Source organism: Lactiplantibacillus mudanjiangensis, assembly GCF_005405385.1.
In the GTDB taxonomy this organism is placed as follows: Bacteria; Bacillota; Bacilli; order Lactobacillales; family Lactobacillaceae; genus Lactiplantibacillus; species Lactiplantibacillus mudanjiangensis.
The window spans coordinates 476,858-490,319 of sequence record NZ_BJDY01000002.1; the positions used below are offsets into that span (position 1 = coordinate 476,858).

At 42.8% G+C, this 13,462-nt stretch carries 17 protein-coding genes; 4 read left to right on the top strand and 13 right to left on the bottom strand.

Going from position 1 to position 13,462, the window contains the following annotated elements:
• Positions 1-4 precede the first annotated feature (4 nt).
• The 5 genes from FFM84_RS03230 to FFM84_RS03250 all read right to left on the bottom strand — a co-directional run bounded on the left by FFM84_RS03230 (position 5) and on the right by FFM84_RS03250 (position 4,439).
• Positions 5-1,045 (bottom strand): zinc-dependent alcohol dehydrogenase family protein, encoded by a 1,041-nt coding sequence (locus tag FFM84_RS03230; RefSeq protein WP_130843431.1) that lies wholly within the window; start codon positions 1,043-1,045, stop codon positions 5-7.
• Positions 1,046-1,163: 118 nt separating this feature from the next.
• Positions 1,164-1,724 (bottom strand): TetR/AcrR family transcriptional regulator, encoded by a 561-nt coding sequence (locus tag FFM84_RS03235; RefSeq protein ID WP_130843430.1) that lies wholly within the window; start codon positions 1,722-1,724, stop codon positions 1,164-1,166.
• Between the two features lie 103 nt (positions 1,725-1,827).
• Positions 1,828-2,481, bottom strand: a complete 654-nt coding sequence (locus FFM84_RS03240; protein ID WP_130843429.1) for a TetR/AcrR family transcriptional regulator — start codon at positions 2,479-2,481, stop codon at positions 1,828-1,830.
• Between the two features lie 43 nt (positions 2,482-2,524).
• The gene (locus tag FFM84_RS03245) at positions 2,525-3,715 is read right to left on the bottom strand and encodes an ABC transporter permease (protein ID WP_130843428.1); all 1,191 of its coding nucleotides are present in this window, start codon (positions 3,713-3,715) and stop codon (positions 2,525-2,527) included.
• A 1-nt stretch (position 3,716) separates the two neighbouring features.
• On the bottom strand, positions 3,717-4,439 hold the full coding sequence (locus FFM84_RS03250; RefSeq protein WP_130843427.1) for an ABC transporter ATP-binding protein: 723 nt from the start codon (positions 4,437-4,439) through the stop codon (positions 3,717-3,719).
• A gap of 206 nt (positions 4,440-4,645) precedes the next feature.
• On the opposite strand from FFM84_RS03250, the gene FFM84_RS03255 reads away from it, so the two are divergent.
• From FFM84_RS03255 to FFM84_RS03265, 3 genes are read left to right on the top strand one after another with little or no spacing between them, the layout of a single operon-like run.
• A complete protein-coding gene (locus FFM84_RS03255; RefSeq protein WP_130843426.1) occupies positions 4,646-5,578 on the top strand; it encodes an ABC transporter ATP-binding protein in 933 nt (310 codons plus the stop codon).
• Complete coding sequence (locus tag FFM84_RS03260) at positions 5,572-6,282, top strand: ABC transporter permease (protein ID WP_130843425.1); 711 nt, start codon at positions 5,572-5,574, stop codon at positions 6,280-6,282. Before FFM84_RS03255 ends, FFM84_RS03260 begins: the two co-directional genes overlap by 7 nt.
• A 56-nt stretch (positions 6,283-6,338) precedes the next feature.
• A complete protein-coding gene (locus tag FFM84_RS03265) occupies positions 6,339-6,935 on the top strand; it encodes a helix-turn-helix domain-containing protein (protein WP_130843424.1) in 597 nt (198 codons plus the stop codon).
• Positions 6,936-7,528: 593 nt separating this feature from the next.
• Here the strand turns inward: FFM84_RS03265 and FFM84_RS03270 are convergent.
• From FFM84_RS03270 to FFM84_RS16285, 6 genes are read right to left on the bottom strand one after another with little or no spacing between them, the layout of a single operon-like run.
• The gene (locus FFM84_RS03270; RefSeq protein WP_130843423.1) at positions 7,529-8,179 is read right to left on the bottom strand and encodes an NAD(P)H-binding protein; all 651 of its coding nucleotides are present in this window, start codon (positions 8,177-8,179) and stop codon (positions 7,529-7,531) included.
• Between the two features lie 19 nt (positions 8,180-8,198).
• Entirely contained in the window at positions 8,199-8,552 is a 354-nt protein-coding gene (locus FFM84_RS03275) for a cyclophilin-like fold protein (RefSeq protein ID WP_130843422.1), read from the bottom strand.
• Between the two features lie 12 nt (positions 8,553-8,564).
• The gene (locus FFM84_RS03280) at positions 8,565-9,068 is read right to left on the bottom strand and encodes a YbhB/YbcL family Raf kinase inhibitor-like protein (protein ID WP_130843421.1); all 504 of its coding nucleotides are present in this window, start codon (positions 9,066-9,068) and stop codon (positions 8,565-8,567) included.
• 12 nt (positions 9,069-9,080) lie between these two features.
• Entirely contained in the window at positions 9,081-9,716 is a 636-nt protein-coding gene (locus tag FFM84_RS03285; RefSeq protein ID WP_130843420.1) for an SDR family oxidoreductase, read from the bottom strand.
• Positions 9,717-9,740: 24 nt separating this feature from the next.
• Positions 9,741-10,484 (bottom strand): SDR family oxidoreductase, encoded by a 744-nt coding sequence (locus tag FFM84_RS03290; protein WP_130843419.1) that lies wholly within the window; start codon positions 10,482-10,484, stop codon positions 9,741-9,743.
• 16 nt (positions 10,485-10,500) lie between these two features.
• A complete protein-coding gene (locus tag FFM84_RS16285; protein ID WP_225425227.1) occupies positions 10,501-10,935 on the bottom strand; it encodes a hypothetical protein in 435 nt (144 codons plus the stop codon).
• A 123-nt stretch (positions 10,936-11,058) separates the two neighbouring features.
• On the opposite strand from FFM84_RS16285, the gene FFM84_RS03300 reads away from it, so the two are divergent.
• Positions 11,059-11,970 carry a LysR family transcriptional regulator gene (locus FFM84_RS03300; protein WP_371852218.1) on the top strand — a complete coding sequence of 304 codons (912 nt, stop codon included), beginning with the start codon at positions 11,059-11,061 and terminating at the stop codon, positions 11,968-11,970.
• 141 nt (positions 11,971-12,111) lie between these two features.
• Here FFM84_RS03300 and FFM84_RS03305 read toward each other — a convergent pair whose 3' ends face one another.
• On the bottom strand, positions 12,112-12,630 hold the full coding sequence (locus tag FFM84_RS03305; RefSeq protein ID WP_130843417.1) for a hypothetical protein: 519 nt from the start codon (positions 12,628-12,630) through the stop codon (positions 12,112-12,114).
• Positions 12,631-12,779: 149 nt separating this feature from the next.
• Entirely contained in the window at positions 12,780-13,277 is a 498-nt protein-coding gene (locus tag FFM84_RS03310; protein WP_130843416.1) for a hypothetical protein, read from the bottom strand.
• Between the last annotated feature and the right edge of the window lie 185 nt (positions 13,278-13,462).

The window sequence follows — 13,462 nt, forward strand, 5'->3', positions numbered from 1 at the left end:
TAAATTAGTCACTAATTACCAACAACGACTTAATTGCTTTGCGTTGATCCATGGCTTCATAAGCTTGTTGCACGTGATCTAAATCAAACCGTTGCGTAAAGACTTTACCAGGATGAATCTCGCCTTTTAATACGGCGTCTAGTAGCGTTTCGCGATCATATGTTGTAACAGCGGCAATCCCACCGCGTAAGCCAATATTGCGCCAGAACAAGTCATTCGTATTCATCGTGGCTTTTTGTGGGACACCAACGCGACCAACGACAGCTCCGGGGCGGCCAACTTTGACGGCCGTATCAACCGACTGCTCCATCCCAACACATTCTAAGACAGCATCGGCGCCACCATCCGTTAAAGCCATGACGCGTTCAACCGCTTCATCGCCACGTTCAGGCACAATATCCGTTGCGCCAAAGGCTTTAGCCAACTTTTGACGGTCTTCATGCCGACTCATGGCAATGATGCGTTTGGCTCCTAATAATTTTGCACCAATCACTCCACACAACCCAACAGCGCCATCACCCATCACAACGACAGTGTCGCCAGCTTTGACTTCCGCCATTTTAGCCGCATGGTAGCCGGTGGCCATGACATCGGACAAGGTCAACAAATCGTTTAATTGATCATCGGTATAATCACTAGGTTGCCCTGGAATCTTCACTAACGCCCAATCGGCATTCTTAAATCGTAAATATTCCCCTTGATAGCCCACGACTTCTTTATCATCTGAATCGCGATTCAAACAATCACCATCAAAACCGGCTAAACAAGCGGCACAGTGTCCACAACCATGCGTAAATGGCGCAATCACAAAGTCACCGGGTTTGACATTAGTGACGTCATCACCGACAGATTCCACGATTCCAATCGCTTCATGACCAACGGGTGATGGTTCACGTTTAGAAATGCCACGATACCACCATAAATCTGAGCCGCACACACATGCCCGGACAATTTTTAAGACGGCATCGGTTGGCTTTTCGACTGTTGCTTTGGGTAAGTCTTGTGCTTCAACTTTACCTGGTTCAACAAAAAATGCTGTTTTCATGTTAGAAGACCTCCGTTAATTAATAAGTTCACTTTACACCTTAAAGTCCACTTCAAGGCAAGCGGAACACTCAAAAAAACAAGCATTTAGGTTAACGACCAAATACTTGCGTTGCTACCTATTTCATCAATGCTTTAACCACTAGGTCAATGGCTTGCGTCAAACTAGCCGCGTCATCATCGGCTGTTTGCAAAATCAACGTTGGGACACTTGCAAAAGCGGCTAATACCGGTATCGGCGCATCCACAATCTTATCATCGGCCTGCAACCGCTGATAGAGCGTTAATAGTGGCCCGGGTGCTGTGTTACCACTCGCTTTAGCCGCGTCATCTAATAATTCTTGACTCGTCCAAAGGGTTGAAACAAAATGCGATTCTTTGGGAAATTCTCGTGCTCGATCCACTGAAAATTGTAACATCGCGCGTAGTTGCGCCGTTACATCGTCACCGGCCGCCGTGATTGCCCCAGCCAAGCCACGATGTAAATCATCTTTAACTTCTTCATAAAGTCGACTTAAAAGATCCGTTTTATCTTGATAATACAAATAAATGGTTGCCGGACTAACCCCAGCTTCTTTAGCAACTTTAGCCGTCGTCATATTGGCTAAGCCGATCGTATCACACAACTCAATCACCGCTTGTTTGATCGCTTTGACCTTGTTTTCATCTTTAGTACGCATCTCGTCACCTCATTATTAGCTTCTATGCAATACTAACTAATCATTCAGTTATCGTCAACCAAAAAAAGCAACGATCCGCGGGCTAAGATCGTTGCTCATTCATTTAGTTACTTGGTGCCAAACCACGCATCAAGAAAGCAACTGCTTCTTGACTAGCCTGGTCGATATCAAACGATTGATCCGTCTCCATAATTATTCGTGGCATGACGTACCCCATCATGGTGCTTGCCATATATTGCATAATCCGACTAGTGGACCAAGCAATAATTTCCCCATTTTGCTTAAATTGATCAAAGATTCGGCTCAAATTGCCTTGGATCAGTAGTTGCCAGCGATCGCCAACAAGTTCAATCAGCTGAGGATTACGAATAATCTCTTGGATAAAAATTTTAATTTGGCGTTGATTTTCCATAGCAAAGGTCATTCGATCCTTAATCAAATAAGTAATAAACGCTTCAAAATTCGCGAATGTATTTACCTTAACCTCTTGGAAAAACTCTTCAAACGCCATCGGGACGACCTGAACAATAAACGGTTGTAAAATAGCATTTAAGATCCCTTGCTTGGTCTTAAATTGCTTGAAAACAGTGCCTTCTGCAACCCCAGCTCGCGCCGCAATTTCGCTACTCGTCGTCCGATCAAAACCTTGCGTTGAAAACAGCTCTAAACTCGTTTTCAAGACCCGCTGCTGTTTGATGGACAAGTCTGACTCAGCCAACGTTTTTTCAAATAGCTTTTCAACACTATTAACTTGCATCAAAGTCACTCCTTATTTTTAAACGACTTAGCAATCACGATCATTAAACCTTCCGATAACGACGTAACCCGACAATGTTTAAAATCGTCAATACTACGAGGAAGATTAACAACATCCCGATATTAAAACCAAGATCCATGATTGACGTCCCCCGCATGATAATTGAATTAACGGCATCGCCAGAATACTTCAATGGAATGATGTAAGAAATCCCTTTAATCCAGTTGGCCATTGAATCGAGCGGAATTAATCCGGAGAAGAAAATTTGTGGCACAATCACGATTGGAATGAATTGCATCATTTGGAATTCGGAATTGGCAAACGTTGACAGTAAGATCCCGAAGGCCAATGCCACTAACGCCAACAGCAAGTTAATTATTACCACACTAACGAGGCTGCCGACCACTTCAATCCCTAATAACCAAACCGTGACCATAACGATTTCAATCGTTTGGATAATGGCTAAAATACCATAACTTAACATGTACCCAAAGACAATTGATGACCGTTTCACGGGGGTCGCGAGTAACCGATCCAACGTCCCCGTAGTCCGTTCTTTTAATAACGCCATCCCGGAAATCAAGAAGACGAAGAAGAACACGAAGAAGCCCATTAAGATTGGTAACATTTTGGCGAAGTAACCAGTATCCTTGTCACCATAAACATAAGAATTGGTGATTTTGGGTGTCTTTTGACTCGTTGACTTAGTTGCCATATTGTTGGCAGTTGCTTTAGTACTAGTCGTCTTTGCCGTTGTTTGACTGGCAGCGGCTTGTTTTTGTAGAGCTTGCAATTGTGCTTGTAATTTCATCGTTGCCTTGGTGCTTTGTTTCAACGCACTTTTGAGTTTGTTAATACTGGTTGTGGTGACCGCATTTTTAAACGCTAGCTTAACTGTCGCCGTTTTAGTTGAGTCGGTGTTGGCGTACGTTAAATGGTAGTTGTTCCCATTCTTTTTGATGATGGCATCAACTTTGTCATCCTTCAACGCCTTTTTAGCTTTAGCTTTAGTCGTGTACTTTTTAACGCTGACGTGCTTGATTCCATCGAGTTCTTTATTCAACGATTTGGTAACACCAACCGTCCCAATGCTGACATCGGTCGTTGAATTCGTATTAAAAATCACACTCATTAGTAACATAATCAAGATTGGTGCAATAAACATTAACGCTAATGTTCGTTTGTCCCGGAATAATTCCTTCAGGACCCGGTTCATAATGGCAATTGTTCGCATATTAGTCAACTCCCTCGGCTTTTAAGAAAACATCTTCAATACTGTCGACACCATAATCGTGTTTCAAGACGACCGGTTCATCGAAGGCCATTACTTTACCATCTAGTAATAAAGCCACCCGATCAACTAATTCCGCTTCATCCATCACGTGAGTCGTGATGAGAATACTACGCCCAGCATCACGAATCCGTCCCAGTTCGGCCCAGATTTGACGGCGTAGTGCTGGATCAATCCCAACAGTTGGTTCATCTAAAATCAACAGGTCCGGATCACCTAACAAGGCAATGGCTAACGACAAGCGTCTCATCATCCCACCGGAGTACCCGGCAACTCGCTTCTTTAAATCTTTTGTTAAGTCGACGACTTCGGCCACATGTTGAATCGCTTGAGGAAGGTCGTCTTTACTTATCCCTTTCATCTGGCCGTAGAATTTCAAATTTTCATAACCGGATAAACTATCATAGAGCGCATCGGTTTGGGCCATATAGCCAATCCGACTTAACAATTGTCGGTTAGGCATTTGCGTATCGAAAACTTTTGCGGAACCACCACTAGCAACTTCCATGCCCAACGTTACCTTGATGACTGTCGACTTACCGGCCCCAGATGGCCCGATCAAACCAACGATTTCACCAGCGTTAACGGTTAAATTAATATCTTTTAAAACAGTTTGCTTGCCGAATATTTTGGCTAAATGTTGTAAATCAATAATTGCAGTTGCCATTTTAAAGTCCTCCTAAAAGTTCTTTTTCTCTTTGTGAGTAATCACTCACTCATCAACATAAATGAGTATACACTCACCACAAAAATTCGTCAACACTTTGATGCAAACTTTTTTTCGATCGTCAGTTGACAATCGCGTCTAAAAGAATTATGGTACTACAGTACCAATAGAGTACCACGGTACCATTTTAACAAAGGAGTGATTTTATGGCCGCAATTACGACGACTAACTTAACCAAACGCTATTCAAAATTTATTGCCGTTAACCAGGTGAATTTAAACGTTGAGGCCGGAGCGATCTACGGCTTTATCGGCCTTAATGGTGCCGGTAAAACAACGACCATGCGTTTATTATTAAATATGCTCAAACCAACAGACGGTAAGGCAATCTTGCTCGGCCAAGATGTTCGACGGGCACCCGCCGCCTTTTGGAATCAGGTTGGTTACTTAATTGAAACCCCACATGCCTATCCCCATCTGACCGTAGCCGAAAATTTAGATCTTTACGGCCAACTGCGCTTAATTCCTAAAACAATTCGGCAACACCGGATTACTGACTTAATGGACCGACTAGAATTAACCCCATATCGTAACGTCCCCGTGACTAACCTATCCTTGGGCAACAATCAAAAAATCGGCTTAATTAAAGCGTTAATCCATCGGCCACGGGTTTTGTTATTAGATGAACCGACCAATGGATTAGACCCGCAAGGCTTAGCGGTTGTCCGCCAACTGCTCACCCATTTAGCCCAAGACGAAGGTGTGACGGTTTTAATTTCTAGCCATATCTTAGGCGAAATGGAAAAAATGTTCACCGCTATTGGCATTCTGGATCACGGCACGTTACTCCGGCAACAAACCCGCGCTGATTATTTAACGGCCGCGACCCAACACGTTGCCTTAACGTTCGCCGATGCCACCACAACTGCGCAAGCGCGACAATTACTCACCACTAAACAAATCGCCGTGACGACCACTGCGACGACCCAACTTCAACTGAGTGATACTCGCGATACCGCTGCCAAATTACAGTTATTACTCAGTCATCACCTATTGCCATTAGATTGGCATCAGGAAGTGGAATCCATGGCTCAATATTTCCTAAATATCATCCATCAGGAGGTTGCTAACCCATGCTAAGAACTAAATTGTTAGCGTTAAGTACGGTGACTCGGATTGAATTGAAAAAGATCTTTGCCAGTCATCTGATCGCCATGACCGTAGCGGCCTTCACCGCTTTACTACTAATTAAGCGTGGTGAAAACTGGACCACGTTTAGCAACAACGCGTTAATGTTCTTAGTTGCCGTAATCGGGCTCGTGGGCTTTGGCGTTATTAGTAGTTGGGTCTTTGCACGTGAATATACCGATGGCACCTTTAAAGACTTGCTCGCTTTACCGATTAATCGGGCCACCTTATTTGCGGGGAAGTTAATTGCCATTGAACTCACTGCAGCCATCGTTACTTTGTTAGCAAGCGTGATCACGTTAGGCCTAGGCTGGCTATTGTTTCCAAGCGCCATAACAACCGCTTCAGTCGGCGCATTAGTCAATAAAATCGGGCGAACTCTGGTGTTAAATTTACTGTTAGCGGACTTCTGGCCCTTAATCGCCGTGAAAACCAAAAGTACCATCATGCCAGCAGCATTAGCATTCATCACCTTAATTGTCGGCATTATCTTTGCTAGTCGGCCGTTGGGACAAGTCATTCCATGGGCAATTCCAGGATACCTTCTAGCCCATCCTGGCAATCTGCCAATCATTAGTCATTTAATTGTTTGGGTAATCGCTGACATTGGTATCCTCGGTACCTTATATTGCTGGTGCCGACAAGATCAAGCTTGAAAGCTCAGTCATTTATCGGCATAATAAAGCTATTAATTAAGATGGGGTGAACAACTGTGGCTGAACATCGCTGGGGTAAAGAACTGGATACGGTCATTTTAACGGTAACATGGGACCTACTAGCCGAGGTCGGCTATGCCAAACTCACCATGAGTGCGATCGCTAAAGTGGCTCATACAAATAAAAATGCGATTTATCGCCGCTGGCCTAATAAAGCAGCCTTAGTTTTATCGACGATTCAGCAACAAGCGCCCGCCATTGTGGTGACCGCACCGAACACCGGTGATTTAAAAACCGACCTGATAACCTTGTTTAGTCGGTTCACCCCGTTACTAGCGACCGTTGATGCAACCATTTGGCAACAACTATTACCAGAAGCCCTGTTAACCATGCCAAATGAAGCTGGTGTGAGTGGCTTACTGGTTGCCATCAACGGCGATAATCTGATTACCACTGCAGTGACCACGATTCTAGACCATGCTAAAGCTCGGCATGACCCATTGCGGCCAACGATTACTGACGACCAACGACAACTACCCGCATTATTATTGATTAACCAAATTATGTTGACCGGGAGTTTGCCTAGTGACAAAATTGATGAACTTGTGACGCATATGCTGCTACCGCTTTATTTACAAACAACTAAAGGTTGAAAGTTAAGTATGACGGTAAAAGCTTTACTAGAATTGACTTAAGTCATGCTAAATTGATCACCTACGCCAGCCAGCGATTCTGCCTGCTGTGGGGACCGGTTCCAGCCAAAGTGCGGGCTTCCACCTCGCTTTTGAGCCTAGCACAAACCGTTAGTCTCAAAAGTCGTCCACATCGTAAAGTCCGGAAAAATCGTCCGGACTAACGATGTCTTCACGGCCGGCGCCATCACTGGCTGACTTCGGTTAGTTTGTTATGTCAATTTAGCGATCGCTACTATAACCGAGAGTGAGTCCACATTGAGCCCAGCCGTGGGAGGCCCTTAGCGATTTATCGCTTAGAGCCTAACGTTTTTGAAACACGGTTTTGGTGGCTCAAAACGACGGTTCAGACCGCCTTTTGGCTGAACCGGTCCACCCACAGCGTTCCGGCTCAAAGTGGGCGAACGGTAGGTGGCAAGTATGACCAATTTTGATCAATGAATGCTTATCATATCAACGATTATTGCTAAAAAGTAGCTTTCAACCTTTAGACAAACAACCTAAAATAAGGATTGACTGATCAATAGCTGACCAGTCAATCCTTATTTTTCACGCTAACTATTTTCCGCCATCAGTTGAGCTAACTTGTCATCAGATCCTGGTTGAGAGATTCCCAAACTAGTACGCCGATATTTTTGGGGATCGGCGATGATCTTTAAAATAAGATCCGCGATACTGGCCCGAGAAATGATTGTGCCTCTGAATTGCTCACCTTTTTGCGTCAACTCATAATCTATTTTAGGATCATCAGTCATGTAGGCTGCCCGAATAATCATATAATTCAGCTTGGAAGCTTCAATCACAGCCGCTGCTCGGCGTGTATCTTCTTTAGCCGCATGACCGACCATCGCTTCTACCCAAGATCCAAACGGCTCCGGCGTTTCATGATACAAACCAGACCCCGTCACCCAAATCAGTGGCTTAATCTCATTTTTAGTCATGACATCAACAATTCGTTGCGCTAATACCGCCATATTGCCAGCTAAGTTAGCGTACACCACATCTTGCTTGACCATCACGCGTGCTAACAATTGTGAATCACTAACATCGCCCTCAATAATCGTTTCACGGGTTGCCGAAATAACCGGCAGACATTTAGCGTTTCTCAAAACCAATGTTAAATGAGCATCCGTTTCCGTTAATAATCGCTGTTCAACTAATCTAGCAATGCGCCCATTCGCGCCTAAAATTAAGATATTCTTCATGCTAGTCCCCCTATCTAGTCTAGGCTTTCTCAAACGTCATCATGACATTTCCAGCATGACGAAGCACGTTTAAGTCTCCATGATTAATATGGCCAATTTTTTGTAAGGCGCTGATAACTTCTCCAGTTTGCCGATAAAAGATCACGAAACTGTGGCGCGGTGCCCAATAAGCAATATCACCAACGGTATAACCCGAGGTTCGTTGTTCATTGGCCGGTAACGCATTTTTGAACCGATACGTTAATTCACGCGAATACAAATTCAGCATCGGTAATTCCAGCGGTATTTTTGCCAGTAACGCTGCTGTAGTGGCGTTATCTTCAATGTTTGCGGTAAAAACTTGATTGTTCATCGTTATTTTGATTTTTTGCATTTATCTTTTCTCCTAATCTAATGATGACTTAACTGAGATTTGACTACTCGCTTGCGTTAACACGTTTCCGGTCAAGGCTTTTAGAAAATCGTTGTAATAGAAACTATCTGCTAAACCAAGCCGTTCTTCAAGCGCGAACAAGGTTAACGTGTAGTCATGCGATTGTTCTGGCGGATTGGGACCGGCATAATGATTTTTAAAATATGAGTCGTTTAACTGATAAAACCGTGACATCCAAGATGTTTGACCTTGAGGACCCTCAAAGTGACGACTAAAGTCAGTCGGAATTTTGGTCATGATCGGGATATCGGTAGCTAGCCAGTGGATAAATGGAAAACCGGTTCTTGGCACCGCATCATAATCAATTAAAGACACTGCCAAAAATTTGGTATTTTGAGGAATCGCCTGAATTTCAATTGGAAAAGACACAATTGGTTGCTTGTTTCGTGTCGCACTGACCTTATTCGTATAAACATCAGCTAAATAACCTTGATTTAACGGTACTTTAAGTTGCATCAACCTAACCTCCTAGTAAAATGATGGCTTATCCCAAGCCGTATTTGGTTCGGCCACGCCGATACTCGTTCGTTGATACAGTTTCGGATTCCGAATAAGTTCATTAATGAAGTTTGCTACAGCTTGGCGAGTCACCTGTGTCTCTTTAAACGGCTCACCTTTTGGAATCACCTGATAATCAATGTGCTGATCATTGTTATATAGCCAAGCCATCCGTAAGAATGTATAATTCAAGCCACTATCGTCAATGACTTTGGCCGCACGTTTGATTTCGGTGTAATCACCCATCATCTGCGCATTCCACGCCCCAAACTTACCAACTACCTCATCGTAGATCCCTAAACCACCGGCAACGATTAAGCGTTTGACGTGATTCTGTTTCATTGCCGCCACCGCATTCTCGTTAGCCGTCGTAAAATGACCTGTAGCTAAATAAACAATGTCTTGGCCAGCAATGGCGTGAACCAAGTCATCACGATTATTCCAATTGCCATCAACTAGCGTGATTTGTTCGTTGTGTTGGTAGGCCGTTAACCGGCGGGTCGCTTGACGTGCGAATAGCGTTAAGTCGATGTCTTGTTCTAGTAACAACGGAATCAGATACTTTGAAATATTACTGGTTGCACCTAATAAAAGAACCTTTTTCATTCATTTACCTTCTTTCTAGATGGCTTAGCCTTGTTTGGTTGGATAAATCGTAAATTCATTGACGTTAACATCATCGGGTTGGGCAACCGCAAAGTCCACCACGCGCGCCACCGCATCCGGCGTAATCCCGACTGACTCATATAAATGATTCATGCCTTGCTTGGCATTAACATCGGTAATGGTGTGTAAGAGTTCAGTGTTAATCGCCGCCGGATACAAACTAGTGGTGCGAATGTTCGTGTGTTCTTGGGCACTTTCCATCCGAATAACTTCCATTAAATTACGAACCGCAAACTTTGTGGCTCCATAAACGCCGGAGCCGGCAAAACTCTTTAGGCCAGCAACCGATGAAGTCGTGATAATCTGGCCATGCTTTTGCTTGATGAAATCAGGCATCACCGCCGCAACCCCATTTAAAACGCCGTTCAAATTAACCTCAATCATGGCCGCCCATTCGTCAGTCTTTAGTGCGCTAATTGGAGACGTTGGCATGATCCCTGCATTGTTAAAAATCACGTCGATCCCACCAAACGTTTGCTTGGCTAAACTAACCAGTGCGATTAGATCAGTTGGCTTGGTCACATCGGTCACCCGATAGACCGCTTCTCCGCCGTGGGCCTTAATCTCCATGACTAAGTCGGCCAGCCGATTTTCTCGACGCGCCCCTAAAACGACTTTGGCGCCATGACTGGCTAACAACTTGGCACTAGCTTCCCCAATTCCTGACGAAGCGCCGGTAATAACAATCACTTTATTTTCAACTGACATCGTTGTCTCCTCCTAATTAATCGCTTTGTTTAGTTAAAATATGATGGTAATTTAAAACGTTCATCGTCTTGAAACCCTTGCCGGACAATCGAATTATTTCCCCATATGGGGCTAAAGAAATCTCGTGATGACCCACAAGTTTCCAAGTACCAGAATAAATATTCGCCACATGATGTTGATTCTCTTGCCATTGATGATCCGCAGTAAAGGTGATCTTTTGATGAATCTCTTTGTTGTGGTGATTAACCCAAACCCCAATAACGTCTTGCTCGGTTAGTGCCTTTTGGTTCACACTTAGAACACTGGTATGGCTACTTGCCGCCACCGCTGAATTGGTTGCCGGTTTGACTTTGGTATTTGTTTGTTGACTCTGATTGGCAATCATCCCTAAGACTAATCCAACAAAAATAGCAATACTTCCTATAAATACAGCTAGATTTCTTTGCTTCACTTGCTCGCCTCATTCCATTTGCTCATCTTGCAACAATGACTAGTATAGGGGGATACTACCTTGCCGTGAAGAATCCAATAGTTGACTTACCATCAACAAAAAGTTCATACTAACTTTAAGGAGATGATTTTTGTGGATATCACTCAATTACAAACTTTTTTACGTGTTTGTGAATATGGCAGCTTTACTAAGGCTGGTGAACAGAGCTTTATCTCGGGGACCGCCGTGATGAAGCAAATTAATCGCTTAGAAACTGAACTCAACTTAAAACTGTTTGTTCGAACACCGACTGGGGTTAAGCTCACCCCACAAGGCAAGAAATTCCAACCTTATGTTCAACAACTACTTGATTTATTGAATACCGCCATTGAAGAAACGCGGCAAGTTCGCACTGATGATAAACGCATCATTAAATTAGGAACATCATTACTGCATCCGGCTGATCCATTCATGACATTATGGACTCGCGTGGCACCGATGATGACTAACTTTCAAATCCGGTTGGTGCAGTTACAAGAAGATCTTAATTCTAGTAACCGCGAATATGCCATGCTTGGTCGCAGTAGTGATCTGATTGTCGGTACCTTCGACAATACAACCTTGAAGCAATCATTTGATGCCATTCAATTAGGCACTTATCACTTTGGTATTGCCATTCGCAGCGACAATCCACTGGCTCAGCTGACGACCATTTCATTTAGTGATCTAGCCGGTCAAAAAATCTTAATGGTACCAACTGGCATTAGCGAAAAAAATGACCTAGTCCGGCACCAACTATTAGCTGCGGTCCCTGATATTCAAATCATCGATACGCCCGGTCGCTATGATATCAATACGTTTAACAAAACCGTCGAAGAAAATATTGCCATGATTACGTTAACGCCGTGGAAAAACATTCATCCAAACTTAGTGACGGTTCCGTTAAAGACCGATACTACCGTGCCTTATGGGTTATTGAGCACTAAATTCCCGGGGAAAAAGACGGCTGATTTTTTGCATGATTTTGTTCAGATTAATCGTGATGATCCTCATTAATAGTGATAGCAGCCAACTTTTAGACAAGACAAATAGACCCGTTGTGATTAATCATTACTAATCACAACGGGTTTGGTATTATTTTTAAGATTTTTTATGACGTGATGAACCAAATATACGTATAAATATTAGTTAGCCTTTTCAATAATAGACACCGTAATTCAGCATGTATATCATATAGGTTAGACTCATAACCATCTCCGCAACAAGCGCACTCTTAAATAACGCCATCCTTACTTTAAAAACATCTTTAGAAGCTAATGTAAATTCTTTATTTGCTGATGCATGTTCTTCCCAATATTTTCTTTGCATGTAGGCCGCCCTGCTAGACCACCACGCTAATATATATATAAAACAGGCGATCACCGCCGTTTCAATTGGATACCCGTAGGCCATCACATAAAATTGACCAACAGTCGTTAGAACAACCAATATACCTATAATCGTGTAGCCAATGAACGCTTTACGAATTTTTTCATCATTCTTAACTGGCTCCCAGATATACTGCTTCCGAACACTCAGTCTTGCTTTAAAATGTAATCGTCCGACTGTAATATGGAAACTCCGAAAAAACGTCAAAATGATAGTTACTACGATAAAATACATGATCACCATCGCAAGAATACAACTTAATATCATTGCTAGAATCCTATCCTGCATCACTCATTCTCCCTTCAAAATTACAATTGCTGTCCAGTTCAAAGAACCAAATAAAAACTGTCAAACATTATTTAATCCTTTTAAATTCATTCCAAAGAAAAACGGCCAGTATCTAAACCGACCGTTTTAGCTCAGTCACCAATTTCAGATCAATATATACCAATGATAATTTGGACAACCCAAAATGTGACCGCTGGTGTAAGAAAAAGCAACCATATTAACAATAATCGAATGATTCTGAGCGTAATAATCAGCCTGAATCTTTTTCTGTCAACTAGATCTACTGAAGTAACAGGTTTTTCATCCCAATGATTGTAACGATAGCTTATTGGAATTACAGTTAAACCAAATTGGCATAACGGGATAAACGAAACTACCAGAAAGGCTAGAATCCACTTGTGCAAAAATATTAATGCGATATATGCTAAAAGTAAACCAAGTATTATTAACCCAGAAACTAGGCCACAGCGTCCCACTATTGGATTCATTTGTTTAACATCAACAAGGATTTGCCGCTTGAAATTTCGATCACCATTATTATGATTAACCTTAAAGATATTTCCAATAACTAGTAAGAACACTGAAATAATGATTAAACTAATAATATCTAGTCCCATTAAAATAAAGAGCCATGTAAAAACTAACATAACATCTCCTCTTGTCGATAGTTGTTCAAGAATACTTTTAGCTAGTACCTGCTTAAATCAAAACCTTTTACCAGGCACCAGTGTGAACACTGTACGAGAAAGTTCCTTTCAATGATCTCAGCCTTATTGATGATATTATTATGGACCACTACTCCACCACGAACAAACTAGCAATCAGCCATATA